The 25,362-nt window shown below is 62.5% G+C and carries 24 protein-coding genes and 1 pseudogene; 18 read left to right on the forward strand and 7 right to left on the reverse strand.

The window, feature by feature from the left end; genetic code table 11:
* Positions 1-235: 235 nt before the first annotated feature.
* Entirely contained in the window at positions 236-949 is a 714-nt protein-coding gene (locus EGJ27_RS21870; RefSeq protein ID WP_125832839.1) for a FadR/GntR family transcriptional regulator, read from the forward strand.
* Positions 950-958: 9 nt separating this feature from the next.
* On the opposite strand, the gene EGJ27_RS21875 is transcribed toward EGJ27_RS21870, so the two are convergent.
* A complete protein-coding gene (locus EGJ27_RS21875) occupies positions 959-2,122 on the reverse strand; it encodes an alpha/beta fold hydrolase (protein WP_177523080.1) in 1,164 nt (387 codons plus the stop codon).
* Between the two features lie 183 nt (positions 2,123-2,305).
* On the opposite strand from EGJ27_RS21875, the gene EGJ27_RS21880 reads away from it, so the two are divergent.
* Together EGJ27_RS21880 and EGJ27_RS21885 are read left to right on the forward strand one after the other, a co-directional pair.
* On the forward strand, positions 2,306-3,397 hold the full coding sequence (locus tag EGJ27_RS21880; RefSeq protein ID WP_125832841.1) for a sugar diacid recognition domain-containing protein: 1,092 nt from the start codon (positions 2,306-2,308) through the stop codon (positions 3,395-3,397).
* 112 nt (positions 3,398-3,509) lie between these two features.
* A complete protein-coding gene (locus EGJ27_RS21885; protein WP_125832842.1) occupies positions 3,510-4,658 on the forward strand; it encodes a glycerate kinase in 1,149 nt (382 codons plus the stop codon).
* A 30-nt stretch (positions 4,659-4,688) separates the two neighbouring features.
* On the opposite strand, the gene EGJ27_RS21890 is transcribed toward EGJ27_RS21885, so the two are convergent.
* Positions 4,689-5,171 (reverse strand): GFA family protein, encoded by a 483-nt coding sequence (locus EGJ27_RS21890; protein ID WP_125832843.1) that lies wholly within the window; start codon positions 5,169-5,171, stop codon positions 4,689-4,691.
* Between the two features lie 189 nt (positions 5,172-5,360).
* On the opposite strand from EGJ27_RS21890, the pseudogene EGJ27_RS25370 reads away from it, so the two are divergent.
* The 3 genes and pseudogenes from EGJ27_RS25370 to EGJ27_RS21900 form a co-directional block, all read left to right on the forward strand.
* Positions 5,361-6,131 (forward strand): annotated as a pseudogene (locus tag EGJ27_RS25370) (MCP four helix bundle domain-containing protein); the annotation flags it as partial.
* 15 nt (positions 6,132-6,146) lie between these two features.
* Positions 6,147-6,986 carry a methyl-accepting chemotaxis protein gene (locus EGJ27_RS25375; protein ID WP_371920879.1) on the forward strand — a complete coding sequence of 280 codons (840 nt, stop codon included), beginning with the start codon at positions 6,147-6,149 and terminating at the stop codon, positions 6,984-6,986.
* Between the two features lie 99 nt (positions 6,987-7,085).
* The gene (locus EGJ27_RS21900) at positions 7,086-8,330 is read left to right on the forward strand and encodes an AGE family epimerase/isomerase (protein WP_125832845.1); all 1,245 of its coding nucleotides are present in this window, start codon (positions 7,086-7,088) and stop codon (positions 8,328-8,330) included.
* Positions 8,331-8,334: 4 nt separating this feature from the next.
* Here EGJ27_RS21900 and EGJ27_RS21905 read toward each other — a convergent pair whose 3' ends face one another.
* Positions 8,335-9,423 (reverse strand): AbrB family transcriptional regulator, encoded by a 1,089-nt coding sequence (locus EGJ27_RS21905; RefSeq protein ID WP_125832846.1) that lies wholly within the window; start codon positions 9,421-9,423, stop codon positions 8,335-8,337.
* A 117-nt stretch (positions 9,424-9,540) separates the two neighbouring features.
* Here EGJ27_RS21905 and EGJ27_RS21910 point away from each other — a divergent pair, with 117 nt between their 5' ends.
* Both EGJ27_RS21910 and EGJ27_RS21915 read left to right on the forward strand, forming a co-directional pair.
* Positions 9,541-10,443 (forward strand): LysR family transcriptional regulator, encoded by a 903-nt coding sequence (locus tag EGJ27_RS21910; RefSeq protein WP_125832847.1) that lies wholly within the window; start codon positions 9,541-9,543, stop codon positions 10,441-10,443.
* Positions 10,444-10,538: 95 nt separating this feature from the next.
* Positions 10,539-10,766: a hypothetical protein gene (locus EGJ27_RS21915; RefSeq protein ID WP_125832848.1), complete on the forward strand. Its 228-nt coding sequence runs from the start codon at positions 10,539-10,541 to the stop codon at positions 10,764-10,766.
* Between the two features lie 17 nt (positions 10,767-10,783).
* Here the strand turns inward: EGJ27_RS21915 and EGJ27_RS21920 are convergent, their stop codons facing one another.
* On the reverse strand, positions 10,784-11,299 hold the full coding sequence (locus EGJ27_RS21920; RefSeq protein ID WP_125832849.1) for a nucleoside 2-deoxyribosyltransferase: 516 nt from the start codon (positions 11,297-11,299) through the stop codon (positions 10,784-10,786).
* A gap of 133 nt (positions 11,300-11,432) precedes the next feature.
* On the opposite strand from EGJ27_RS21920, the gene EGJ27_RS21925 reads away from it, so the two are divergent.
* Positions 11,433-13,097 carry a VRR-NUC domain-containing protein gene (locus EGJ27_RS21925; protein ID WP_125832850.1) on the forward strand — a complete coding sequence of 555 codons (1,665 nt, stop codon included), beginning with the start codon at positions 11,433-11,435 and terminating at the stop codon, positions 13,095-13,097.
* Positions 13,098-13,167: 70 nt separating this feature from the next.
* On the opposite strand, the gene EGJ27_RS21930 is transcribed toward EGJ27_RS21925, so the two are convergent.
* A complete protein-coding gene (locus tag EGJ27_RS21930; protein ID WP_125832851.1) occupies positions 13,168-13,464 on the reverse strand; it encodes a hypothetical protein in 297 nt (98 codons plus the stop codon).
* A gap of 129 nt (positions 13,465-13,593) precedes the next feature.
* Entirely contained in the window at positions 13,594-13,890 is a 297-nt protein-coding gene (locus tag EGJ27_RS21935) for a hypothetical protein (protein WP_125832852.1), read from the reverse strand.
* A 451-nt stretch (positions 13,891-14,341) separates the two neighbouring features.
* Here EGJ27_RS21935 and pstS point away from each other — a divergent pair, with 451 nt between their 5' ends.
* The 4 genes from pstS to pstB all read left to right on the forward strand — a co-directional run bounded on the left by pstS (position 14,342) and on the right by pstB (position 18,103).
* On the forward strand, positions 14,342-15,361 hold the full coding sequence (gene pstS, locus EGJ27_RS21940) for a phosphate ABC transporter substrate-binding protein PstS (RefSeq protein ID WP_125832853.1): 1,020 nt from the start codon (positions 14,342-14,344) through the stop codon (positions 15,359-15,361).
* Positions 15,362-15,447: 86 nt separating this feature from the next.
* A complete protein-coding gene (gene pstC / locus EGJ27_RS21945; protein ID WP_125832854.1) occupies positions 15,448-16,443 on the forward strand; it encodes a phosphate ABC transporter permease subunit PstC in 996 nt (331 codons plus the stop codon).
* Positions 16,440-17,324, forward strand: a complete 885-nt coding sequence (pstA, locus tag EGJ27_RS21950) for a phosphate ABC transporter permease PstA (protein WP_125832855.1) — start codon at positions 16,440-16,442, stop codon at positions 17,322-17,324. Before pstC ends, pstA begins: the two co-directional genes overlap by 4 nt.
* Complete coding sequence (gene pstB, locus EGJ27_RS21955) at positions 17,324-18,103, forward strand: phosphate ABC transporter ATP-binding protein PstB (RefSeq protein ID WP_125832856.1); 780 nt, start codon at positions 17,324-17,326, stop codon at positions 18,101-18,103. The genes pstA and pstB overlap by 1 nt, the downstream gene beginning before the upstream one ends.
* A 3-nt stretch (positions 18,104-18,106) precedes the next feature.
* Here pstB and EGJ27_RS21960 read toward each other — a convergent pair whose 3' ends face one another.
* Positions 18,107-19,042, reverse strand: a complete 936-nt coding sequence (locus EGJ27_RS21960; protein ID WP_125832857.1) for a LysR substrate-binding domain-containing protein — start codon at positions 19,040-19,042, stop codon at positions 18,107-18,109.
* Between the two features lie 252 nt (positions 19,043-19,294).
* On the opposite strand from EGJ27_RS21960, the gene EGJ27_RS21965 reads away from it, so the two are divergent.
* The 5 genes from EGJ27_RS21965 to phnE all read left to right on the forward strand — a co-directional run bounded on the left by EGJ27_RS21965 (position 19,295) and on the right by phnE (position 25,350).
* Positions 19,295-20,302, forward strand: a complete 1,008-nt coding sequence (locus EGJ27_RS21965) for an alpha/beta fold hydrolase (protein WP_125832858.1) — start codon at positions 19,295-19,297, stop codon at positions 20,300-20,302.
* Between the two features lie 221 nt (positions 20,303-20,523).
* Positions 20,524-22,413, forward strand: a complete 1,890-nt coding sequence (locus tag EGJ27_RS21970; protein WP_125832961.1) for a methyl-accepting chemotaxis protein — start codon at positions 20,524-20,526, stop codon at positions 22,411-22,413.
* 196 nt (positions 22,414-22,609) lie between these two features.
* Positions 22,610-23,443 carry a phosphonate ABC transporter ATP-binding protein gene (phnC, locus tag EGJ27_RS21975; RefSeq protein ID WP_125832859.1) on the forward strand — a complete coding sequence of 278 codons (834 nt, stop codon included), beginning with the start codon at positions 22,610-22,612 and terminating at the stop codon, positions 23,441-23,443.
* A 53-nt stretch (positions 23,444-23,496) separates the two neighbouring features.
* Positions 23,497-24,504, forward strand: coding sequence for a phosphonate ABC transporter substrate-binding protein (gene phnD, locus EGJ27_RS21980; protein WP_125832860.1), 1,008 nt, complete (start codon positions 23,497-23,499; stop codon positions 24,502-24,504).
* A 57-nt stretch (positions 24,505-24,561) separates the two neighbouring features.
* A complete protein-coding gene (gene phnE / locus EGJ27_RS21985) occupies positions 24,562-25,350 on the forward strand; it encodes a phosphonate ABC transporter, permease protein PhnE (protein WP_125832861.1) in 789 nt (262 codons plus the stop codon).
* The last annotated feature ends 12 nt before the right edge of the window (positions 25,351-25,362 follow it).

Consider the following 25,362-nt stretch of genomic DNA (forward strand, 5'->3'; position numbering starts at 1 on the left):
TGTTGGTCATCATACAAGTTGATGCGTCCCACGCAACCCCTGAAATCGGGTTTTATGCGCAAATATGGGCTTTATGGCGATCAGTGGCGTGGATGACATCGCGGAGTTATGCACGGTTGTCTGACAAGCTAGACAAGTTACAACGGCGCTGCTTCACGCTCCGGTGCTATGATTCCGGCATTCCGGCCTGCTGCGGGCGGGAACAACAGACAACTCAGCGTTGCGGATTTCCTTCATGCAAGAACCCGAAAATGGCGCCCCCAAGCGACGTCAGCACAGCCTGGCCACCGATCTGGTCACTGAGCTGAGCCGGCGCATTCTGCTGGGCAAGATCGCGCCGGGACAAAAACTGCCTTCGGAAAACGAGATCGTTCGCGAGCACGGGGTCAGTCGCACCGTGGTGCGTGAAGCGATTTCCAAGTTGCAAGCCTCGGGGCTTGTGGTCACCCATCACGGCATCGGGACCTTTGTGCTGGAGCGCAGTGACCAGACCGGATTGCACCTGAAGGTGGAAACCGTTTCCAGGGTGCGCGACATCCTGGAATTGCGCCTGGGCCTGGAAACCCAGGCCGTGGCGCTGGCGGCGGTGCGGCGCACCGATGAACAACTGGCGGCCATGCGCCAGGCGCTGGACGACTACCAGAACCTGCTGGCCAGTGAAGACAGCTGCGTCGAAGCCGACAAGCGCTTCCACATGCTGATCGCCGAGGCCACCGGCAACCCGTATTTCATCGAAATCATGCAGCACCTGGGCAGCGCGATCATTCCCCGCACCCGCATTGCGTCCAGCGAGCGGGCCGGTAGCAATCTGGCTCACCAGGGCTATCTGGCCAACCTCGAACATGAAGCGCTGCTGGCCGCGATCCGCCGCAAGGACCCCGACGCCGCGCGGGCCGCCATGTGGACCCACCTGAGCAACAGCCGCGAGCGTCTGGTGCCGTTGGAGTGAACCTGGCGCTTAACGTTGCTCCTCTTGCGCGGCTTTCAGCACCTGCAACATCACCTGCGCTTGCCATTCGAAATACGGGTTGAAGGTCAGCCGCGCGTGGACCTTGCCCGGCTCGCGGTAACCCCAATCGGAAAACCACACCGGTGCGCCGGCCATGCATTGCTGCATATCCGGCGCGGTCTGACCGTTCCAGCAGATCCGCTGCGTGCCGTTGACGCCATACAGCGGGTTGTCCGGCGAGAACATCAAGCCCATGTGCGAGAACTGGCTGATGCGGTACTCGGGCAGATAATCCTTGCGCACTTCGACGCGCGGTGTCTGCGCGGCCGCAGCCGGGCTGTCGCCGTACCAGATCAGGCGGCTGGCGGGGTGGCCGAAACGCTGGTTGAAATTGTCCAGCACATAAGCAGTGTCTAGCACCGAATCATGCTGGGTGATGGCGATGAAAACCGGTCGGTCGAAACTGCACTGGTGCAGCCGCTTCTGAGCCAGGGCGCTGCTGCGGTAGAACTGGGCGAAACCGTTGGTCGGCACGTTCAGGTAGCGCACCGGTGTCTGCATGGGCCGGATGCCGTCATCGGGCGCTGCCAGCCAAGGCCGCGCCCAGCCGATCCACGGGGTCAGCCAGGCATAGGCGCTGTCGGAGCGGAACGCCGGAGAGAACAGAATCAGCCCGGCTATTTCGTCATGCTCGTAGGCGTAGTCGAGCACCAGGTTCGCGCCGGTCGAGAAGCCGCCGAGCAACACCCTGGGCACTTCGCTGCTCAAAAGGCTCGCCTGTTCGCGCACCACTTGCTGCCATTGGCCGAGGGTGACATCGAGCATGTCCCGGGGTTGGGTGCCGTGGCCGGGCAGCAGCACGGTGCGCACCAGGTAGCCTTGGGCCGCGAGCATCCGGCCGATGTCATGGAATGACCAGGGCGAATCACCCAGGCCGTGGACCAGCAGAATCCCGGCCTTGGGCGTGCCGACAGGGCGCCATTGCTGCGGCGCGTTCCATTGCAGTTCGGCATCCCGGTCGTCGGTCTGGAAATTGCGCTGGGCACTGATCAGCGCCAGGGTCTGGCGGCGGTAATCATCGAAGCGTTCCTGCGGCGACTTGACGTCGGCCAGCGATGTGCAGGCTTGCAGGGCGAGTAGCGGCAGCAGGCATGAAAGTCGATATCGGGTCACGGGCACCTGAGGGGCTAGGGTGGTTTCACTGCGGGTGGTGAACAGCCTACAAAACCGGCACTGTGCCACGCGCATCGCGCTCCCCGCTAGTTTCAGGCACACTTCGGGGCCTGAAAATTCAACAAAAAAAGACGGCTCCCATGACTGTCCATTCCACGTTTTCCTGTTCAGCGGAAACTGCCCATGTTCGCTCTTGATCGCGCCCTGGCGCAGGACATCGTCGACCGGGCGATGGCGATCCTGCCTTATAACGTCAATGTCATGGATTACCTGGGCATCATCATCGGCAGCGGCGATGCCCAGCGGCTGTGCACCCGGCACGAAGGCGCGCAACTGGTGCTGGCCGACGGTGGCGTGGTGGAAATCGATTCCGAAGCGGCAGGCCGCCTGGGCGGCGTCAAGCCGGGCGTGAACCTGCCGCTGATGCTCGACCACAAGCTGGTGGGCGTGCTGGGCATTACCGGCGAGCCTGAGGAAGTGAGGGTCTACGGCGAGCTGGTGAAAATGACCGCCGAAATGCTCATGGAGCACCGCCGTCAGCAGGCCGACCGGCAGTGGCGCCAGCAACGCAGTGAAGACCTGCTGGCGCGGCTGTTGTGGCAGGACTGCCCCGACAGCCTGCTCGACGAAGCCCGGCAGTTGGGCCTGCAGCCGCATTTGCCGCGTCAGGCGGTGTTGATCCAGTTGGCCGACCAGAGCACATCTGCCGTTCAGCTCAGCGGCTGGCTGAGTGCCCGGTACCCCGACAGCTGGTGCGTGTTGCGCGAACCGGCGATGCTTTACTGGTGCAGAACGGCAGGCAAGGATCGAGACGACGAGCACCTGCTCAAGCAATTCGACGACCACGGCTGGCCGGTGCTGCGCGTGGCGACGGTGGAGCCGTCCGCCGATCTGGCCGGCTTGCGCGCCGCCTGTGTCGCCGCCCGCGACCTTCTTGAGTATGCCGGTCACGCCCGGCCGGAACGCCGCCTGCTGCGCCTGGCCGAGCACCGCCTGGCATTGCTGTTCTGGCGCCATCGGGACGACTGGCTGGCGACCGAGGTGGCCGAACCGGTTGGCCGTTTGCACAAGCACCCGCAACTGCGCGAAACCCTGGCCAGCTGGCTGGAGCACAACGGCGAAAGCCAGGCCTGTGCCGAAGCGCTGGGTATTCACCGCAACAGCCTGCGCTATCGTTTGGACAAGATCGGCGAAATCACCGGCTGCAGTCCCTATCGCACCGCTGACGTGCTGCGTTTGTACCTGGGCGTGCAGCTGGCGGTCGGGGCGGGCTGAGCGCGGTTTTGTTCAAATGACCGATAAGTACGCGGCTGCATTGTGCGAAGGTCAGGCGGAAAATCGGCGCCGGGGTGAGACCATCCCCTGACATCGGAAATGGAGAACAACAATGAAAGTGGTCATCGCCCCCGATTCCTTCAAGGACAGCCTCAGCGCCCAGGCGGTTGCCGACGCCATCGCCGCAGGCCTGCTCACCGTCTGGCCCGACGCCCAACTGATCAAATGCCCCATGGCCGATGGCGGCGAAGGCACCATCGAAGCCGTGCTGGACGCCTGCGACGGCCAGTGGAAGAGCGCCAGGGTCCGCGGCCCGCGGGGTCTTGAGATCGACGCCCAGTGGGGCTGGCTCGAACATACCCGCACCGCCCTCATCGAAATGGCCACCGCCAGCGGGTTGCAACTATTGCCGTTCGACCAGCGTGACGCCTGCGTGACCAGCACTTACGGCACCGGTCAGTTGATCGGCGCGGCGCTGGATGCCGGCGCCCGGCGCATCATCCTCGCCATCGGCGGCAGCGCCACCAACGACGGCGGCAGCGGCATGCTGGCAGCGTTGGGTGTGCGCTTTCTGGGCGCCGATGAGCAACCCTTGCCTGCCGGCGGTCTGGCCCTGGCGCAACTGGCGCGTATCGATATGTCCGGGCTCGACCCGCGGCTGGCGGACGTGCGCGTGGAAATCGCCGCCGATGTCGACAATCCGCTGTGCGGGGTCAACGGCGCGTCACATATTTTCGGCCCGCAGAAAGGCGCATCCCCCGAACAGGTGCTGGCGCTGGACGCGGCGTTGGGCCATTTCGCCGACCACTCGGCTCAGGTGCTGGGCCAAGACCTGCGTGACCATCCCGGCAGCGGCGCGGCCGGCGGCATGGGCTTTGCGGCCAAGGCCTATCTGCACGCCTCGTTCCGCGCCGGGGTTGAAGTGGTCGCTGAACTCACCGGCCTGGAGCAGGCGCTGGACGGCGCCGATCTGGTGATCACCGGGGAAGGGCGCTTCGACGCCCAGACCTTGCGCGGCAAGACGCCGTTTGGAGTGGCGCGTTTCGCCCAGCGCCAGTCGGTGCCGGTCATCGTCCTGGCCGGCACACTCGGCCAGGGGTACGAGCGTCTTTACGAACACGGCATCAGCGCTGCATTTTCGATCGTCAGCGGCCCGACCACGCTGGAGCAGGCCTGCAACAACGCCGCCGAGCTGCTGCACGACCGAGCGCGGGATCTGGCGCGCGTCTGGCAGCACGTTAGCCGACTCCATTCCAGATAGGAGCGAGCTTGCTCGCAAAGCTGTCTTTACTCAGCGCACCAGCCCTAAACGTTCATGCCAGTGGGCAATCGATTCTTCGGGGTAACCTTCGAACTGCAAGTCGTTGTCGCCGACCTGCAATTGGACCCAGGACGCCTTGGAGTCCAGCAACATGTGGGTCACTTCCGGCGGCGTCGGCAACGGCGTATCGATGGCCGACGCGAAGGGATGGACCAGCTCCGGCCATTGCGGACTGAACAGCCACAGCCCACTGCCGCAGGCCTTGCAGAAATGCCGCTCGGCGCTGCTGATTTCTACGTGATGGTCCTGGCGTATTTTGGCGTGGTAGATGGTGACGTTTTCCCGCCCCTTGATCTTGAGGGTGGCGGCATCGCCGGCCAGGTTGATCGCATAACCGCCGCCGCCCTGGGTCTTGCGGCAGATCGAGCAGTAGCAGCGTTGATAAGGGTAGGGGTGGGCGCTGGTGACACTGAACTCCACCGCGCCGCAATGGCAGGACCCTTCCAGGTGCATGGCACATTCTCCTCGAAACTGAAGTCGGTAAGAGTCTAGACAGGCCGGCGCGTGAATCGACCGCGTCGTTCGTCGGACAATAATTGTTACATCCCCCCTCAAGATGCCTTGTGGCCCGTCGATACGCTTTGAAGTTGTCTGACAAGTTTCTTGTCGGCGCTGCCTTCCAAATAATAAAGAGCCACGGCCATGAATCTACGCAACCTCACCATCGCTCGCCGCGCGGGCCTGGGCTTCACCCTGATCTCCTTGCTGGTCGCCGTGCTCGGTTGGTTCGCGCTGGCGCAGATGTCCACGATCCGTCAGAGCGAGGTGGAGGTCGAGACCAACTGGCTGCCGAGCATGCGCGCGGTCAACGACATCCGCGAAATCATGCTGCGCATTCGCACCATTTCCCTGCGCATGGCGCTTGATCCCGACCCCAAGAATATTCCTACCTATCGCGGCCAACTGGACGTGCGGAATCAGGACCTGGCCAAGAAACTGCAGATTCTGAGCAAGTTCGTCGACACCCCCGAAGAAAAACTGCTGGATGACCAGTTCCGCGTGACCCTGACGCAGTATCAGAAGGCGCTCGAACAGTCCTTCGTGCTGGCCGGGCAAAACGACAGCGCGGGCCTGAACAAACTGTTGCTGGTGGACATGAAGCAGATCGTCGATGGCTCGGGCAAGCAGCTCAACGACCTGGCCGATTTCTACGCCGCGCGGGTCGATGACGAAGGCAAGGCCGCCGAGGCCCAGTACGAAAAATCCCGGCAGATCGTGCTGGCCTTCGTGGTGCTGGCGGCCTTGGCGACTATCGGCCTGGCGCTGTGGCTGACCCGCAGCATCGTGCGGCCGCTGGAGCGTGCCGTGGCTGCCGCCGAGCATGTGGCCGACGGCGACCTGACCCACGACATCGCCGCCGACGGTAATGACGAAGTGACCCGTCTGCTGCGCGCATTGAGCACCATGCAGGACAACCTGCGCGCCGCCATGCGTCACATCGGCAGTTCGGCGAGCCAGCTGGCGTCGGCAGCGACCGAACTGAATTCGGTGACCGAAGACAGCTACCGCGGCCTGCACCAGCAGAACGCGGAAATCGATCAGGCGGCCACCGCCATCAACGAGATGACCTCGGCCGTGGAAGAAGTGGCGCGTAACGCCGTGTCCACCTCCGATGCCTCCAATCATTCCAGTGCCTCGGCCAAGGCCGGACAAGCGCGGGTGATCGAGACCGTCCAGTCGATCCAGACGCTCACCGAAAACGTCCACGCCACGTCCACGCTGGTGCAGAACCTGGCCGACCAGTCCCAGGACATCGGCAAGGTGCTGGATGTGATCCGCTCCATCGCCGAACAGACCAACCTGCTGGCGCTCAACGCGGCCATCGAAGCGGCCCGTGCCGGTGAGTCGGGGCGTGGTTTCGCGGTAGTGGCCGATGAAGTGCGGGCGCTGGCTCATCGCACCCAGCAATCGACCCTGGAGATCGACTCCATGGTCAACGCCATGCGCAGCGGTTCGGCCCAGGCACTGGACTCCATGAACACCAGCCGCGACCGCGCCGGTGCCACACTGGAACTGGCCCAGGGCGCGGGCGAGTCGCTGACCGAGATCACGTCCTCGATCAACCAGATTTCCGAACGCAACCTGGTGATCGCCAGCGCCGCCGAGGAACAGGCGCAAGTGGCGCGGGAAGTGGACCGCAACATCGTCAACATTCGCGACCTGTCCACCCAGTCCACCGATGGGGCCAACCAGATCAGCGCCTCGAGCAACGAGCTGTCGCGCCTGGCGGCCGATCTCAACCAGGTGGTGGCGCGCTTCAAGGTCTGACCAACGACACAGGTCCGCTTGCCGCTGACCGACCGGGACGCGCATTATTGCTCCCGGTCAGTCGGACCACATCCTTATCGAGGGAGGCGGCATTGCGTCATGGACAATAACAATTACAGCTTCAGCAGCTGGCTGCGCGCGCCGGGACATCAGCAATGGCTGGCGCAGGAAGGTCGGCGCCTGCTGGCGTTCGCCAAGGCTTCGAAGCTGGAACACGGTTTCGGCAGCCTCGATCATTACGGCCGGTTGATGGTCGGGGCCTCGGCCCAGACCATGAACACCGCGCGCATGACCCACTGTTTCGCCATGGCCCACGTCCAGGGCATTCCCGGCTGCGCAGCGCTGGTCGACCACGGCATTGCCTCGCTCAACGGTGCGCTGCGCGATGCCGAGCACGACGGCTGGTTCGATGCGCCGCTGCAAGAAGGCGGCCAGACCGGCAAGCAGGCGTACCTGCATGCCTTCGTTGCGCTGGCTGCCAGTTCCGCCGTGGTGGCCGGACGGCCCGCAGCGCAGGCGTTAATGTCGGCGGTGATTCAGGTGATCGAGCGCCATTTCTGGAGTGACGAAGAGGGCGCCATGCGCGAGTCGTTCGCCCGTGACTGGCAGGGTGAAGAAGCGTATCGCGGTGCCAACAGCAACATGCACAGTACCGAAGCCTTCCTGGCCCTGGCCGATGTGACCGGCGATGCGCAGTGGCTCGACCGGGCGTTGCGCATCGTCGAACGCGTCATTCATCAGCAGGCCGCCGCCAACGCCTTTCAGGTCATCGAGCATTTCAGCCAAACGTGGCAGCCGCTGCGCGACTACAACCGCAGCAACCCGGCCGATGGATTCCGTCCGTTCGGCACTACGCCGGGCCATTCCTTCGAGTGGGCGCGGCTGATGTTGCATCTGGAGGCGGCGTTGCGTCGTGTCGGTCGCCAGGCGCCGGACTGGTTGCTGCACGACGCCAGGCAGCTGTTCGCCCAGGCTTGTGAGCACAGCTGGAACGTGGATGGCGCGCCGGGCATCGTCTACACCCTGGACTGGGACAATCTGCCGGTGGTGCGCCATCGTCTGCACTGGACCCACTGCGAGGCCGCCGCCGCGGCCGCGGCGTTCCTGCAACGCACTGGCGAGCAGGCATACGAAGACTGGTATCGCCGTTTCTGGGAATTCAACGAAACGCTGTTCATCGACCTGGAACACGGCAGCTGGCGCCATGAGCTCAACGAGCGAAATATTCCCAGCGAAGACATCTGGCCCGGCAAGCCCGACCTGTACCACGCTTATCAGGCGACGCTGTTGCCGGTGCTGCCTTTGGCGCCCAGCCTGGCCAGCGCGCTGGCCAGGCTGGACTGAGCCGTCAGCGCAGCGACAGGCGCCGGTCGCTCAGGCGAATGATCTGCTTGGCCAGAAAGCTGCCGGTTAGGATGACGCCGAACAGACGCAAGGTCTGCATCGCCAGCACGAAGCCGACGTCGGCATGGGTATCGATGGCGATGATTGCCATGGTATCCAGGCCGCCGGGGCTGGTCGCCAGGTACACCGACAGGTAATCCTTGTCGAGCAGCGCCGAGATCAGCCAGGCGGACAGGGCGCACAGCACGATCAGCAGCATCGAGGCCAGCATCATCACCGGCAGACGGCGCCAGACATACAGCACGGTCGGCCGGTCGAAGCGCAGGCCGACGTAACAGCCGATCGCGCCGTAGCCCAGTGGCGGCAACCAGTCCGGGATGCTGATCTGCAAGAGGCCGGTCAATTGCAGGGCACCACCCAGGATCAACGGGACCAGCAGCGCGCCCGCCGGAATCCGCGAGCCCAGCCATACGCCGATCACGATCACCGCCAGGCTCAGGCCGAAGTCGATCAGGTCCAGGCTCTGCAGCACCACTTCACTGCTGTGCAGCTGCGCGCCGCCGCTGGGTGCGCCAATGAAACGGCTGACCAGCGCACCCACCAGCACCACGCACACCACCCGCACATATTGCATGGTCGCCACGACCCTGGAGTCCGCGCCGTAGTCTTCCGACATCGCCACCATGGCCGATGCCGCGCCGGGCGAGGTGCCCCAGGCCGCGGTGTTGCTGGGGATGCCGGCATAGCGGACCAGCAACAGGCCAACGGCCGCGCTGAGCAGCACCGTCAATGCCGTCGCGAACAGCATGATGTGCCACGACGCCAGCGCGGTGAGCAGCACGCTGATTGACATCGCGTGAGCGATCAGCACACCGACCGCGCCCTGGCCCAACTGGAACAAAGGCTTGGGCATGCGAATCGTCGCCCCCGACACGCCAAAGCCGATGGCGACCAGCATCGGACCGAGGAACATGGCAGCCGGCACGGCCAGCCATTTCAGAAGATGGCCGGCGGCACCGGCCAGTAGGATCAGCGCCAGCCATTGGACCAGCGGGGGAAGGGTGGGCAGTGACAGACGTGACACGCGCGACAAGGAGGTTCTCCGCAGGTTGACGAACGCTGGAAGGGGAAGACAGCGTGAAGTATCGACAGTTGAACCGATCAAGTCTATTTTCTAATAGTCATGAATTGATAACTTTGGTTGATGGATATGGACCTGCGAGACCTGACCTATTTCGAGACCATCGCCGAGCTGGGCCATCTGGGCCGCGCGGCAGAGAAGCTCAATCGCAGCCAGCCGGCCCTGACCAAGAGCATCCAGCGTCTTGAAGCGGCGTTCGGCACCCGGCTGTTCCAGCGCGACGGACGGCGCATCAAGCTGACACCGGTCGGCGAGCTGTTGCAGGCGCGGGGCAAGGCGCTGCAGCAAAGCATCGCCCAGACCCAGCGCGAGGTACGGGATTTCGCCAGCGGGCTGGTCGGCAAGGTGCGGGTGGGCTGCGCGGCGAGCATGGCCGAATACCTGATGCCCAAACTGACCTCGGCCCTGCTGCAACGTGCGCCGGACCTGACCTTCAAGCTGGTGATCGGCCAGGACGACCTGCTGCGCGAGTCGCTGGACTCCGGGCAGCTGGACCTGATCATTTGCGGGCTGATCCCCGACGACGAGCACGTCACCAGTTTTCCCATCTTCCAGGACGAGGCTGTGGTGATCGCCAGCCAGCGCCACCCGATCTTCGACGCGCCGATCCAGATGAGCGACCTGTGCAATTATCGCTGGGTGCTGCCGCCGGTCAGCGTCTCCTCGCGCAAGTGGCTGGACTCCACGTTCGCCGCCAACGGCCTGCCGGCGCCGACCGTGCAGATCGAAGCCAACTCCATCTCCCTGCTGCCGGGGCTGATCGTCCAGGGCAACCTGCTCAGCTTCCTGGCCCGGGAAACCCTGGAATTCGGCACGACCATGAAGCTGCTGCGCGAGGTGCCGCTGGAGCAGACCACCATGAAGCGCACCATCGGCGTCACCATCCGCAGCGGCAGCTACCTGTCGCCTGCGGCCCACGGCATGTTGCAGATGCTGCGTGACAACGGCGGAGATTTTCTCGGCGCAAGCTGAGAGGCGCTCGGCAAAAACCTGAAAGCTGCGGTAGCCTTGGGGCATGCGGACCCGCGGAACGGGTCCGATTCCATTTCCACAGGAGCACAGGTCACATGCAGGCGTCGTTTATCGCAACCCATCGCGCAGATCCCTCGATCATTTTCGGCCATCAATACCAGTTGGGCGGCGACCAGTCTCCGTTGAACGATGCGGATGCCGACGAGGATCGCGATCCCGAAGCCTACCTGGATCTGGAGATCCTGGGCCTGGACGAATTCGTCGACGCCGACAAGCTCGACCCGTTGATTACCGGTGACATCGGTTCGTCGAACCTGAGCTGAGTCCGGTTCGCCCGGATTCAGGGGTTGCGCCGGGTCCTGGCGTTGCTCAAGTGCAGCGCCAGGGCTTCGGCGCCCAGTTCCACCGTTGAGCTGCAACCGGCCCAGCTGCACGCCAGCATGAGGTTGCGTGGCAGGCCGAAGTCTTCGACCAGGTGGCCCTGTTCGTCCAGGCCTTGTGCGTCGTGGGGAACCAGCTCGCGCAGTGAAGCGATGGGTTCGAAGTACGCCCAGACCGGCTTGCCCAGCGCCACGGCCATGCCGACTTCGAACGCGGTGCCCGAGTCCGGCTCCAGGCCGCGGAACAGATTGAGATTGGCCAGCACCGCCGTGCAACGCTGGATCATGGCGATGTTCATCGAGCAGATCAGCTGCGCGCTTTCCTTTTTGGAAAGCTCCGGCGGGATCTGGTTATCGAATGGATACAGGCCATCCATGCCATGGGCTGTACACAGGGCCTTGAGGTAGTGCCCGTGTTCGATGGCGTCGGGGCGAAACACGTCGAATCCTGCGAGATAGATCAGCGGTGTCTGCATTGCAATGTCCCTCCGGTGCGTGCGGTCAGGTGCCATTGATCGGCGCGCGGCTCTGGTTCACGTTTGTGACTGGAATCTGTACGGATAAACAGTATGCTTGGCCGATGTGATTTACGCTGTGTGATGGTCGGCCTTGAATACGTCTGCGCTCGATAACCCTTTCTACTACCTTGAGAACTTCCGCCAGGTCCTTGCCTGGATATCCCGGCGTTACGACGATCTGCTGGACGACGGCGAGCGGGCATTCATCCGCGATTTTGCCGGGTTGCCGCAGCCGGCCCAAGGGTTGCTGGTGCGTATGGTGATGCGTAAGGGCACCTTGTTCCGCGCCAGTAAACTCAGTTACCAGGAAATCGGTGATACCCGCCAGGCCGTCCTGCCGCTGCTGGACCGAGGCTGGGTCGATGCCGAGCCGTCGCTGGAGCTGCGCGAGATCTTCCAGCTGCTGCGCAAGGACGAACTGCGTGTCTGCTTCAAGAGCCAGGCCTGCAAAGGCCTCGAACGCAAGGAGCAATGGTTCGAGCGGCTGTTGCCGATGCATGATACGCCCAGAACCCTGGCCCAGTGGCATCCACAACTGGATGAACAGGTGTTCAGCCTGCAGGTCATGGCGCTGTGCGACCGATTGCGCCTGCTGTATTTCGGCAATTTGTATCAGGAGTGGTCGGAGTTCGTACTGGCCGATCTTGGCATCTATCGCTACGAAAAGGTCGAGTTTTCACTGGACTCCCGCGCCATTGTGGCGCGGGTGGATATCGACGTGTGCCTGCAACTGCATGCCTGTCGCGAGGCGCTGGAAGGGAGCCTTGAGCTGGCGGAGCTGGCCCGGCAGGCGCTGGCGATCCAGACCGCCAACCCGTGGTTGCGCATGCGCCGCGCCAAGCTGCTGTTTCGTATCGGTCAGCAGGCCGAACGGGTCCAGGACTGGCCGCTGGCGCTGGAAGTCTATCGCCAGAGCGATTACCCCGGTTCGCGCTCAAGGCAGATACGCGTGCTGGAACGTGGCGCCGAATACGCCGCCGCCTTGGCGCTGGTTGAAGAAGTGCGCCGTGCGCCGCGCAGCGATGCCGAGGTCCAGCATCTGCAGCGCGTGCTGCCGCGCCTGCAGCGCAAGCTGGGCCTGGCTGTGGAGCGACGTCCTGCCGCGCGCAGCGTGTCGCGGCTGGATGTGGTCATCGAGCCGATCCCTGGCGTGAATGTGGAACAAATGATTTGCCATCATTTGGCAGAAGAGGGCGCGCAGGTTCATTACGTGGAAAACGCGCTGATCAACTCGCTGTTCGGCCTGCTGTGCTGGCCGGTGATCTTCGCACCCTTGCCCGGCGCGTTCTTCCATCCGTTTCACCATGCGCCGGCCGATCTTTACAGCCCGGACTTTTACGAGCGCCGGGCAGCCCTGTTCGACGCCTGCCTTGCCCAACTGGACAGCGGCGTCTATCAGGCGACGATCCGCGCGCATTTCCTCAGCAAGGCCGGTCTGCAGTCGCCGTTCGTGTTCTGGGGCAGCCTGACCCCGGAGCTGCTGGAGCAAGCCTTGCATTGCCTGCCCGCCGAGCACCTGCGTCACTGGTTCAAGCGGCTGTTGCAGGACATCAAGGCCAACCGCACCGGCATGCCGGACCTGATCAAGTTTTTCCCCGCGCAGCGCCGCTACCTGATGATTGAGGTCAAGGGGCCGGGGGATCGTCTGCAAGATAATCAGCTGCGCTGGCTGGACTTTTGCGCCGAACACGCCATGCCCGTGCAGGTCTGTTACGTGCAATGGGCGCAGGCGCAGGATCAGTCGATGAGTGCGTGACAGGTAGGGTGACGGTCATGGAAGCCGCAAGGCTCAACCGCCACCCATCCGAGTTGGCAGGTGGCGGCGGTCAAGGGGCGTTGCCGTCGTCCTCGTCATCGTCGTCCATGTCGTGATCGTCCATGGGGTCATGGGGATGGTCACGGCCGTCGATGCCTTTGTCGGGTTGCGGGTCCATGCCCTTGGTCCCAGGGCTGGTGCCCTTGGCGCCGGGGGAGGTGCCGTCAGTATTTTTTTCCATACCGGTGCCGGGCACTTTCGGGCCGTCGGCTTCGGGATTGGTGGGGCCGGTTGACCCGGCGAACGCGCTGCCGGTACACAGCAGCAGTGCGGCCAGGCTCAGAGCGCCCAAGCGGTTGCGGATCATGATGCAAACCTCCAGTGAATGTTTGATCGATACCACAATGTGCTGACACCTGATGGCGATTGGCAACGCGCGGGTGCAGCGGCTCCTCAAGCGGGCAGGACGGACGCCGTACCCGCCTGAGGAAGGTGATCAGTTGCTGGTTTTGCCCGTGCCGGTGTCGGTGCTGGTCTTGTCATGAGTGTCGCCATGGGTGGTGCTGCCGTGAGTCGTGTCGGTTTGCGGCGTGACTCCGGATTCCTTGGTACCGGTCTGCGCACCTGGGGTGCTGGACGAGTTGCGGTCCGCCGGTGCGGTGTTGTTACCCGGTAACTTGGTGGCGTTCTTGTTGATCGGCTCGGCTGGCGCGGTGGTGTCGGCAAAGGCCAGACCGGTAGAGGCGGCCATCAGACCTGCGAGTGTCATTGCTGCCAGTTTGGTCTTGATCATGTTTCTACTCCATATCCATAAGGGTTGTAGTACTGCATTGGTCCTGAGAACCCACCGATTCGTGCCCGCCAACCCGACGAACGGTATTGTTTTGATATCACCGCAAAACGCGAATGTCGCAGGAACAGGCAGGCTGGCGAACCGCTCCACTGCAGATTGCAGTTGCCGTGCAGGTAGTGGCCCATTCGCCGGCAAGCTGGCTCTACGGGGCGTGAAAGTGGCCTGGTTGATATCGAATTGATATCTCTGATCAGAAATAACCTAAATTATTGATTTATAAGTAAATAGATCATTTTCAATCCTTCGCCGGTGTAGGAAAACAGCTATAAAAACCTGTGTTTCCAGACCCAACTCGATCAACTGTCATTAAACAGCAACATTTCAGGGTTTAAATCCGCCTCGGGCCTCCTTAAGTGGACCACCAAACACTCTCCTGGACTGAGGTATTACCGTGATACTGCTGACTAAAAAACGCTTGTCGCTTCTGATCGCTTCGCTGTGCCTGAGCGGTGTGGCCCACGCGACTGACGTAACGGGCGCTGGTTCGAGTTTCGTCTTCCCGGTTATTTCAAAGTGGTCCCAGGACTACAGCAAGAATTCTCCAAACCGCGTCAACTATCAGTCCATCGGTTCGGGCGGCGGTATCGCGCAGATCAAGGCCGCTACCGTTGATTTCGGCGCTTCCGACGCCCCGATGTCCGCTGCCGACCTCAAGGCCGCGGGCCTGGGTCAGTTCCCAAGCGTCATCGGCGGCATCGTGCCGATCATCAACGTGGAAGGCGTAGCCAGCGGCGCACTGAAGCTGGACGGCGACCTGCTGGCCAAGATCTTCATGGGCACCGTGAAGAAGTGGAACGACCCTGCAATCGTGGCCCTGAACCCGGGCGTCACGCTGCCGGACCAGGCCATTACCGTTGTGCACCGCTCCGACGGCTCGGGCACCACCTACAACTTCACCAACTACCTGAGCAAAGTCAGCCCGGAGTGGGCCGAGAAGCTGAAGTTCGGTTCGACCGTGCAATGGCCGGCCGGTGTAGGTGGCAAGGGTAACGAAGGTGTTTCTGCCTACGTGAAGCAGATCAAGGGTTCGATCGGCTACGTAGAACACTCCTATGCTGTCACCAACAAGCTGTCCTACACCCAGCTGAAAAACGCCGCCGGCAAGTTCATCGAGCCTAACGCCAAGGCCTTTGCTGCCGCTGCCGATACCGCTGACTGGGCAAGCGCTGAAGACTTCGGCCTGATCATGACCAACGCTCCGGGCGAAGGCGCATGGCCGATCACCGCGACCACCTGGATCATCATGTACAAGCAGGCCAAGAACGAAGAGAAGAGCAAGGCTGCCTTCGACTTCTTCAAATGGTCGCTGGAAAACGGCCAGAAACAAGCCGAGTCCATGGATTATGTGGCTCTGCCCAAGTCGCTGGTTGACCGTGTAGAAAGCTACTGGGCTACCGAATTCACCAAATAAGTGATTCATAGCCTGTAGCTCAACCCCTGTCATCGACCGTGGTATCGGTCTGGTGACAGGGGCTTTTCCTTGCGAGTGGACTTAACATGACTGAAAACACCCAATACCTGTCCGCTAATGTCACCGATGTCGATTCCGATGGTGAAAAGCGCGCCAAGCGCGATCATCGCCACGACCTGTGGTTCAAGCGTTCGTTGCAAAGCGCCGCCATGCTGGTGCTTGCATTGCTGGGTTGTATTGCCTTGTCGACCCTGTGGGGCGGCAGTCTGGCGTTTCAAACCTTTGGCCTGGAGTTTCTGACCAGCTCCGAGTGGGACGTGAACGCTGGAAAATTCGGTGCACTGGTGCCCATCTACGGCACGCTGGTGACCTCTTTCCTGGCACTGCTGATCGCCGTTCCGGTGAGTTTCGGCATTGCCATCTTCCTGACCGAAGTCGCGCCGCCCTGGTTGCGGATGCCCATTGCCTCGGCCATCGAATTGTTGGCGGGGATTCCTTCGATCATCTACGGCATGTGGGGGCTGTTCGTGTTCGGCCCGTTCATGGCCGAGAACCTGTCGCCGTGGATCACGGAAAACCTGGGCAGCCTGCCGTTCGTCGGTGTGCTTTTCCAGGGCCCGCCATTGGGGATCGGCATGCTGACCGCCGGTATCGTGCTGGCGATCATGATCACCCCGTTCATCACTTCGGTGATGCAGGAAGTCTTCCGCACCGTACCGACGACCCTGAAAGAGTCGGCCTACGCGCTGGGCGGTACTACCTGGGAAGTGGTCTGGGACATCGTGCTGCCGTACACCCGTTCGGCGGTAGTGGGCGGTATCTTCCTGGGCCTGGGCCGCGCACTGGGTGAAACCATGGCGGTGACCTTCGTGCTGGGTAACGCGCACCAGTTCTCTGCGTCGCTGATGATGCCGAGCAGTTCCATCGCTTCGGTGATCGCCAACGAGTTCAACGAGGCCTACACCGACCTGCACCGTTCCGCGCTCATCGCGCTGGGCTTCCTGCTGTTCGTGGTGACCTTCATCGTGCTGGCTCTCGCACGTCTGATGCTCTCGCGCCTGTCGCGCAAGGAGGGGTTATGAGTAAGGACATGGCAGCCGGCGAGCGCCTGTACCGGGTTCGCAATTTCAAGAACAGGATCGCGATGGTGCTCAGTTGCGGCGCCACCGCGTTCGGCCTTTTGTGGCTGACCTGGATTCTGCTGACCACCATCGTCAAGGGCATCGATGCCCTGAACCTGCAACTGTTCACCGGCATGACACCTCCACCGGGAACCGAAGGCGGCCTGGCGAACGCGTTCTACGGCAGCGTGCTGATGTCCGGCATCGGCCTGTTGATCGGCACGCCCATCGGTCTGATGGCCGGCATCTGGCTGGCCGAATTCGCCCGCTATACCAAGCTGGGCAACGCGGTGCGTTTCATCAACGACATTCTGTTGTCGGCGCCGTCCATCGTGCTGGGCCTGTTCGTCTACACCGTCGTGGTGTTGCCGCTCAACGCGGTCACCGGCCACCAGGTGGGCTTCTCGGCCATCGCCGGTGCCCTGGCCCTGGCGTTGCTGGTGATTCCGGTGGTAGTGCGAACCACCGATGAAATGATGCAACTGCAACCCTCGACCATGCGCGAAGCCGCACTGGCCTTGGGTGTACCTCAATGGAAACTGACCCTGCAGATCGTCCTGCGTGCCGCCAAGGCGGGCGTGGTGACCGGGGTGCTGCTGGCGCTGGCGCGCATCACCGGCGAAACCGCGCCGCTGCTGTTCACCGCGTTCGGCAACCAGTTCTGGAGCAGTGACTTGCTCCGCCCGATCGCCAGTGTTCCGGTGGTCGTGTTCCAGTACGCCATGAGCCCGTTCGACGACTGGCATTCTCTGGCATGGGCCGGTGCCCTGGTCATGACGCTGTTCGTACTGATCCTGAGTCTGCTTTCTCGCTTAATTCTTCTGCGCAATAGGGCGTCCTGATGAACAACCTTTCCCTTGCCAACGAAAAAACCAAGATCCAAGTGCGCGGTCTGGAGTTTTTCTACAACCAGCAACAGTCGCTCAAGTCCATCGACATGGTCATCCCCGAGAAGCGCATCACCGCGATCATCGGGCCATCGGGTTGCGGCAAGTCGACCCTGTTGCGCGTGTTCAACCGTATCTACGCGATGTACCCCAAGCAGGAAGCCCGTGGTGAAGTGCTGCTCAACGGCGAGAACATCCTGGCCCCCGGCTATTCGATGAACCGCCTGCGCAGCCACGTCGGCATGGTGTTCCAGAAGCCGGTGCCGTTCCCGATGTCGATCTACGACAACATCGCTTACGCCATCAAGCACCACGAGAAGCTGTCGCGTCGTGAAATGGAAGACCGCGTCGAACAGGCCCTGCGCGGCGCGGCGTTGTGGGATGAAGTGAAAGACAAGCTCAAGCAGAGCGCCACCGGCCTGTCCGGCGGCCAGCAGCAGCGTCTGTGCATCGCACGCACCATCGCCCTGCGCCCTCAGGTGTTGCTGCTCGACGAACCGACCTCGGCATTGGACCCGATCTCCACCGGCCGTATCGAACAGCTGATCACCGAGCTCAAGGAACAGTTCACCGTGATCATCGTGACCCACAACATGCAGCAGGCCGCGCGTTGCTCGGACTACACCGCGTTCATGTTCATGGGGGAACTGATCGAGCACGGCGACACCGACACCATCTTCACCAAGCCCACCAAGACTCAGACCGAGGACTACATCACCGGTCGCTTCGGCTGATTCTCAGCCCGCCACGGTCAGGGCGGCCACGGCTTGTGGTTCGCCCATGAACGCCTCGATCCTGCCGCGCAGCCAGCGCTCGGCAGGGTCATTGTCCATCACGCTCAGCCAGGTCATCGACAGGTCCAGCCCCGGCGTTTCGAAGGGCAGCGGCTCGTCGTGCAGCAGCCCCAGCGCGCTCATGGCCCCGGCGGCAAAGTCGGATAACCCGGCAATCAGATCGGTTCCTGCCATCAACGCCGGCAAGGTGGTGAACTGCGGTACCGACAACACCACCCGACGTTTGCGGCCCAGCGCCGTGAGCCACTCATCCGCAAAACTGCTGACACTGGCCACGTGGGACACCACGACATGCGGCCGCGCGCAGTATTCGTCCATGCTCATCGGCTTGTCTGACTTGTCTGCGCGCACCAGGCGCGGCTTGACGTTGCGCAGCAGCTTGCGCTTGGCGTTGGCCGGCAAATCGCGGGTCAGGCACACGCCGACGCTGATGTCGCCGGACATCAGCACCTCGGAGATATTCAGGTAGTCCACGTGCTTGACCACGATCACCACCCCCGGCGCTTCTTCGCGAATGGCGTGGAGCATGGCCGGCAGCAGGCCGAATTCTACGTCGTCCGACAGGCCGATGCGAAAGGTCATCTTGCTTACCGACGGATCGAAATCGGTGCTCAGGCTCAGGGCGGTGGACATGGCGTCCAATGCCGGGGTCAGGTGCTTGAGGATTTCGTGGGCGCGGGCGGTGGGTTCCATGCGGTGGCCGACCCGGATGAACAGCGGGTCATTGAGCAGGTTGCGCAGCCGGTTGAGTGCGGCGCTTATCGTCGGCTGGCCGAGAAACAATTTTTCGGCGGCGCGTGTCACGTTGCGTTCCTGCATCAAGGTCTCGAACACCACCATCAGGTTGATGTCGGCCTTGCGCAATTCGTTTCGATTCATCGTTATTTCCCTGGCACCGGATACATCACCTGTCCGCGTCGGGACGGCTCAGTCTAGGGAAACGCGGGAGCGGGCGTCCAGCCTTTTGCCGGACGTACAGAGTATGGGCAGGGGCTGGGGCGTAATGTCTTCTTACGTTTATCTGCTCTGAGATATGAAGGAAACAGGCGAATCGAGCGTAGGAAATAAGGTCTACTTGCAGCGCTTCGTATTCGATTCACACCCACCACGTTACCCACAGGAGGTGCCCGCATGCGGGTTGCAAAGATTGCCGGTATGTTGATGTCGCTGACCCTGCCCGGCGTGGCGCTGGCGCAAGCCCCGGCGGCCGGATACGGCCAGCAGCTGGAAGGTTTCGCCTACCCCCACGCGCTGCACACATTCGCGTTCCAGTCCCAGGGCCAGGCTCTGGAGATGGGTTACATGGATGTCGCGCCCAGCGGCAAGGCCAACGGCCGCACGGCGGTGCTGCTGCACGGCAAGAACTTCTGCGCGGCCACCTGGGAAGACACCATCAAGGGCCTGGCTGCAGCCGGTTATCGCGTGGTGGCGCCTGACCAGGTCGGCTTTTGCACGTCCACCAAGCCTGAGCACTATCAGTACAGCTTCCAGCAACTGGCCAGCAACACCCACGCCTTGCTGCAAAAGCTGGGCGTCGACAAGGTCTCGGTGGTCGGCCACTCCACCGGCGGCATGCTTGCCACTCGCTTTGCCCTGATGTACCCGGCGCAGACCGAAAAGCTGGTGATGGTCAACCCCATCGGCCTGGAAGACTGGAAAGCGCTGGGCGTGCCGTACCGCACGGTGGATCAGTGGTACGAGCGCGAGTTGAAGGTGACTGCCGAAGGGATTCGCGCCTACGAGCAGAAGACCTATTACGACGGCCGTTGGAAGCCGGAGTACGACAAATGGGTCGATATGCTTGCCGGGCTGAGCAATGGACCGGGCAAGAAAGTGGTCGCATGGAACTCGGCCTTGATCTACGACATGATCTTCACCCAGCCGGTGTTCTACGAATTCCCGAAACTGCAGGTGCCGACCGTGCTGATGATCGGCGACGCCGACACCACGGCCATCGGCAGCGACATCGCGCCGCCCGAGGTCAAGGCGCGCATCGGCAAATACCCGGTGCTGGGCAAACAGGCGGCGCAGATGATTCCCGGCGCGCAGTTGGTGGAATTCAAAGGCCTGGGCCACGCGCCGCAGATGGAAGACCCGGTCGGGTTCAACAAGGCGCTGGTCAAGGGGTTGGTGTTGTAACTCCATACCCCGGGAAATCTGTGCACATTCTCTTCAAATGAGACACAAGTCTCAGCCTGGCCTGCCGATATAAGGCAGGCCAGGACCCTGCATTGTCATGACAAATACCGAACTGAGCGGTCCGCTCGGCCGGCGTTGCGTATCGACGGCACACCCTGAAGTTTGTAGTGATCAACTCCTGATCGCCGTTATTAGTTCTCGCCGTGGACGTGCTCGATATGATGAAAAATTTGGGTTTCAGTAAAAAGATTCTGCTGGCTGCCGCATTGATCGTGGTGGTCGCGTTCAGCGGCTTCATTGTCGTCAACGATTACCGACAACGTCAGTCGTTGAAAGCCAATGTGATGTCCGAGCTGCAACAACTGGGCAGCCTGACCACGCAAAACATCCAGACCTGGCTGGAAAGCCGCATCCAGCTGCTGCAATCGATGTCGCAGCAGATCGCGGTGGACGGCTTCGAACTGCCGCAGTTGCAGCGGGCGATCGGTCTGTCGGCCTACACCGACAACTTCCAGCTGAGCTATTTCGGCAGCACCGGCGGTGTCATGTTCTCGATCCCGGCCGGCAACCGTGCCGCCGACTACGACCCTCGGGCGCGCGGCTGGTACAAGGCGGCGCAGAACGCACCGGGCACCATCGTCACCGAACCCTACATCGCCGCTTCGTCGGGCAAGCTGGTGGTGACCCTTGCCACACCGGTGAAAATCCAGAGCCAACTGGTCGGCGTCGCCGGTGCCGACATTTCCCTGGACAGCATCAGCAAGACCATCAACTCGCTGAATTTCGGCGGGCACGGCTACGCGTTCATCGTCAGTGCCGAAGGCAAGATCCTGGTTCACCCGGACAGCAAGCTGGTACTCAAGAGCATCAATGAAGCCTATCCGACCGACACCCCGCGCATCACCGCCGGTGTGACCGAGATCGGGACGGGCGATAAGGCCGAGATCATTTCCTTCACCCCGGTGCAGGGCGTTTCATCCGCCAACTGGTACGTGGGCCTGGTGCTGGAGCAGGACGCTGCCTACGCCATGCTCAGTGAATTCCGTAGCTCGGCCATCACCGCCATGGTCGTGGTGGTGCTGGGCATCATTCTGCTGCTGGGCCTGTTGATCCGCGTGCTGATGCAGCCGTTGCACCAGATGGGCCGTGCGATGCGGGACATCGCGGACGGCGAGGGTGACCTGACCAAGCGTCTGGCGATCACTTCCCAGGACGAATTCGGCGCGCTGGCGCAGTCGTTCAACCACTTCGTGGAGCGCATTCATACCTCGATTCGTGAGGTGGCCAGCACGGCCGGGCAACTGGGCGAAGTGGCAACCCGCGTGGTGCGGGTGTCCAACTCGTCGATGAGCGATTCCGATCAGCAGGCCAACCGTACCGAAAGCGTGGCAGCCGCCATCAATCAGCTGGGCGCCGCTGCGCAGGAAATCGCCCAGAACGCGGCGCGCACCTCGCAGCAGTCCAGCGACGCCAGCCAGTTGGCCGGTGAAGGGCAGAGTGTGGTGCAGCAAACCATCGTGGCCATGAACGAACTGTCGGGCAAGATCAGCGACTCGTGCGCCAATATCGAAACCCTCAACGAGAAGACCGCCAACATCGGGCAGATTCTTGAAGTGATCACCAGTATTTCCCAGCAGACCAACCTGCTGGCGCTCAACGCTGCCATCGAAGCGGCGCGCGCCGGCGAGGCAGGCCGAGGCTTTGCGGTGGTGGCCGACGAAGTGCGCAACCTGGCGCATCGCACCCAGGATTCCGCGCAACAGGTCAAGACCATGATCGAGGAACTGCAGGTCGGCGCACGGGAAGCGGTGATCAACATGACCGAAAGCCAGCGCCAGAGCGAGGAGAGCGTGACCATCGCCAACCGTGCCGGCGAGCGCCTGGGCAGCGTCACGCGACGCATCGACGAGATCAACGGCATGAACCAGTCGGTTGCCGCGGCCACCGAAGAGCAGACCTCGGTGGTCGAGTCCATCAACGTCGACATCACCCAGATCAACACCTTGAACCAGCAGGGCGTGGACAACCTGCGCCTGACGCTGACCGCCTGCAACTCCCTTGAAGAGCAGGCTGCACGCCTGCAGCAACTGGTCGGCAGCTTCCGCATCTGAGCCTGACCCGATACCGCCGGCCGCAACGGCCGGCGGACATCCGCGCTCCGGCTTCCCTGGTGTGCTGCAACACGATCCGCGCAAAACTGTTATCGCCCCGTCATACAGGATTCATGACCCTGCAATAACGCCCGTTCAGTCTGGCTGACAACCGAACACGACCCCGCAGTCGTGCCACCAGACTGAGAAGCTTTCCATGAACGCTGCGATCCATGTCGATGGTCTGAACAAGACCTTTTCACGCAAGAGCGCGTTGGTTGACCTCATGTTGTCTATACAACAGGGCGAGATGGTGGCATTGATCGGGGCTTCCGGCTCCGGCAAATCCACGCTGTTGCGGCACATGGCCGGGCTGGTTTGCTGCGACCGGGCCAATGGCGGTCAGGTTCGGGTGCTGGGCCGTGAAGTGCAGGCCGCCGGGCGGCTCAATGGCCAGGTGCGTCGCCTGCGCGCCGACATCGGCTACATCTTCCAGCAGTTCAATCTGGTCAACCGCCTCAGCGTACTGGACAACGTACTGCTTGGCTGCCTGGGTCGCATGCCACGCTGGCGCGGCAACCTGGCGCTGTTCAATGCCGAGGAAAAGCAGCGCGCCATGGCGTCGCTGGAGCGGGTCGGCCTCGCCGACCTTGCCGGCCAGCGCGCCTCGACGCTGTCCGGCGGCCAGCAGCAGCGGGTCGCGATTGCCCGGGCGCTGACCCAGCAGGCCGAGGTGATCCTGGCCGACGAACCCATCGCTTCGCTGGACCCCGAATCGGCGCGCAAGGTCATGGAAATCCTGGCCGACATCAACCGTCGCGACGGCAAGACCGTGGTGGTGACCCTGCATCAGGTCGATTACGCCACCCGTTATTGCCCGCGCGCCGTCGCCCTCAAGGGCGGGCGGATTCACTTCGACGGCCAGGCTTCGGGTCTGACCGGCCAGTTCCTCAACGACCTCTACGGCGCCGACGTGGACACCAGCCTGATGATCACTCCCGCCCATCCACGCATCGACAGCGCGCCGCCACTGGCGCTGGCCAAGATTTGAACCCGCACCCGCAGCACGCAAGCCCACCCAGGAATCCACTCAGGAGCGCATACATGTTCAATCGCATCGGTCGCGTCCTCGCGTCTGCCGCCTTGCTGACCAGCTGCATGCTGGGCACTGCACAGGCCGACGACCAGGTCATCAATTTCGGCATCATGTCCACCGAGTCCTCGCAGAATCTCAAGGCCATCTGGCAGCCGTTTCTCGATGACATGGGCAAGCAGACGGGGCTCAAGATCAACGCCACCTTTGCTTCGGACTACGCCGGGCTGATCCAGGGCATGCGTTTCAACAAGGTCGACGTCGCGTGGCTGGGCAACAAGGCGGCCATCGAGGCGGTGGATCGCTCCAACGGCGAGATCTTCGCCCAGACCACCGCTCCCAACGGCACCTCGGGCTATTACAGCCTGTTGATCGCGCGCAAGGACAGCCCGATCAATTCGGTCCAGGACATGCTCAAGAGCGCCAAGACCCTGACCTTCGGCAACGGGGACCCGAACTCTACCTCCGGCTACCTGGTGCCCGGTTATTACGTGTTCGCCCAGAACCACATCGATGCCGCCACCGCCTTCAAGCGCACCCTCAACTCCAGCCACGAAGTGAACGCCCTCAGCGTCGCCAAAGGCCAGCTGGACGTGGCGACGTTCAACAGCGAAGGCTGGGATCGCCTGGCGGTGACCCAGCCTGAAAGCCTGAAGCAGCTCAAGGTGATCTGGAAATCCCCGATGATCCCGTCCGACCCGATGGTCTGGAGCAAGCGCCTGACGGACCAGAATAAAACGTTGATTCGCGATTTCTTTGCCGGCTACGGCGACAGTGCGGCCGAGAAAGCCGTGCTGGACAAGATGCAGCAGGGCCGTTTCATCGCTTCGAGCGACGATCAGCTGTTGCCGATCCGTCAGCTGGAGCTGTTCAAGCAGCGCACCGAAATCGGTAACAGCACCACCTTGAGCGCCGACGAGAAAACCGCGCGCCTCAAGGAGATCGACGCCAGCCTGGGCAAATTGCAGGAGCGTATCAGCGAGCTGAACAAGAAGGCCGGCGCCAGCACCGCTGGCTGATCCATCGGGCGCGGCATCGCGTGTCGCGCCCGTTCAGTCGATTTCAGGACACTGCATATGACCACTCACGTTGCATACGCCCAGGTCGCCGGCAAGCGCGGCTGGCCGGTCTATCTGGGCTGGGGGCTGTTTCTGGCGGCGCTCGCCTGGGCCTGGAAGGGCGCCGAAATGAACCCGCTGGCGCTGGTGCGCGATTCGGCCAACATGGCGACCTTCGCCAGCGATTTCTTCCCGCCGGACTTTCGCGAATGGCGCAGCTACCTCAAGGAAATGCTGGTCACGATTCAGATCGCGCTGTGGGGCACGGTGCTGGCGATTGTCTGTTCGATACCGCTGGGCATTCTCTGCGCCGAGAACATCACGCCGTGGTGGGTACACCTGCCGCTGCGCCGCTGCATGGACGCGTTTCGTTCGATCAATGAAATGGTGTTCGCCATGCTGTTCGTGGTCGCCGTGGGGCTGGGCCCGTTCGCCGGGGTGCTGGCGTTGTGGATCAGCACCACCGGCGTGCTGGCCAAGCTGTTCGCCGAGGCGGTGGAGGCCATCGATCCGGGCCCCGTGGAAGGCGTGCGGGCCACCGGCGCCAGTGCCTTGCAAGAGGTGATCTACGGCGTCATCCCGCAGGTCATGCCGTTGTGGATCTCCTATGCTCTCTATCGCTTCGAGTCCAACGTGCGCTCCGCCACGGTGGTGGGCATGGTCGGTGCCGGCGGTATCGGGGTGATCCTCTGGGAAAACATCCGGGCGTTCGAGTTCATGCAGACCAGCGCGGTGCTGCTGGTGATCATTATCGTGGTGAGCCTGATCGACATCGTGTCGCAGCGCTTGCGCAAGCAATTCATTTGACGAGGGGTGCCG

Origin of the sequence: Pseudomonas sp. v388, assembly GCF_003935425.1 — a bacterium.
In the GTDB taxonomy this organism is placed as follows: Bacteria; Pseudomonadota; Gammaproteobacteria; order Pseudomonadales; family Pseudomonadaceae; genus Aquipseudomonas.

Excerpts from the sequence above, each read along its gene's own strand:
- pstA (WP_125832855.1), top strand. The coding sequence starts at position 16,440 with ATGAGTAAGGACATGGCAGCCGGCGAGCGCCTGTACCGGGTTCGCAAT.
- EGJ27_RS21880 (WP_125832841.1), top strand. The coding sequence starts at position 2,306 with ATGTTCGCTCTTGATCGCGCCCTGGCGCAGGACATCGTCGACCGGGCG.
- pstC (WP_125832854.1), top strand. The coding sequence starts at position 15,448 with ATGACTGAAAACACCCAATACCTGTCCGCTAATGTCACCGATGTCGAT.
- EGJ27_RS21965 (WP_125832858.1), top strand. The coding sequence starts at position 19,295 with ATGCGGGTTGCAAAGATTGCCGGTATGTTGATGTCGCTGACCCTGCCC.
- EGJ27_RS21900 (WP_125832845.1), top strand. The coding sequence starts at position 7,086 with ATGGACAATAACAATTACAGCTTCAGCAGCTGGCTGCGCGCGCCGGGA.
- phnE (WP_125832861.1), top strand. The coding sequence starts at position 24,562 with ATGACCACTCACGTTGCATACGCCCAGGTCGCCGGCAAGCGCGGCTGG.
- EGJ27_RS21885 (WP_125832842.1), top strand. The coding sequence starts at position 3,510 with ATGAAAGTGGTCATCGCCCCCGATTCCTTCAAGGACAGCCTCAGCGCC.
- EGJ27_RS21890 (WP_125832843.1), bottom strand. The coding sequence starts at position 5,171 with ATGCACCTGGAAGGGTCCTGCCATTGCGGCGCGGTGGAGTTCAGTGTC.
- EGJ27_RS21960 (WP_125832857.1), bottom strand. The coding sequence starts at position 19,042 with ATGAATCGAAACGAATTGCGCAAGGCCGACATCAACCTGATGGTGGTG.
- EGJ27_RS21870 (WP_125832839.1), top strand. The coding sequence starts at position 236 with ATGCAAGAACCCGAAAATGGCGCCCCCAAGCGACGTCAGCACAGCCTG.
- EGJ27_RS21930 (WP_125832851.1), bottom strand. The coding sequence starts at position 13,464 with ATGATCCGCAACCGCTTGGGCGCTCTGAGCCTGGCCGCACTGCTGCTG.
- EGJ27_RS21910 (WP_125832847.1), top strand. The coding sequence starts at position 9,541 with ATGGACCTGCGAGACCTGACCTATTTCGAGACCATCGCCGAGCTGGGC.
- phnC (WP_125832859.1), top strand. The coding sequence starts at position 22,610 with ATGAACGCTGCGATCCATGTCGATGGTCTGAACAAGACCTTTTCACGC.
- EGJ27_RS21935 (WP_125832852.1), bottom strand. The coding sequence starts at position 13,890 with ATGATCAAGACCAAACTGGCAGCAATGACACTCGCAGGTCTGATGGCC.
- EGJ27_RS21915 (WP_125832848.1), top strand. The coding sequence starts at position 10,539 with ATGCAGGCGTCGTTTATCGCAACCCATCGCGCAGATCCCTCGATCATT.
- EGJ27_RS25375 (WP_371920879.1), top strand. The coding sequence starts at position 6,147 with ATGCGTCACATCGGCAGTTCGGCGAGCCAGCTGGCGTCGGCAGCGACC.
- EGJ27_RS21970 (WP_125832961.1), top strand. The coding sequence starts at position 20,524 with ATGAAAAATTTGGGTTTCAGTAAAAAGATTCTGCTGGCTGCCGCATTG.
- pstB (WP_125832856.1), top strand. The coding sequence starts at position 17,324 with ATGAACAACCTTTCCCTTGCCAACGAAAAAACCAAGATCCAAGTGCGC.
- phnD (WP_125832860.1), top strand. The coding sequence starts at position 23,497 with ATGTTCAATCGCATCGGTCGCGTCCTCGCGTCTGCCGCCTTGCTGACC.
- EGJ27_RS21920 (WP_125832849.1), bottom strand. The coding sequence starts at position 11,299 with ATGCAGACACCGCTGATCTATCTCGCAGGATTCGACGTGTTTCGCCCC.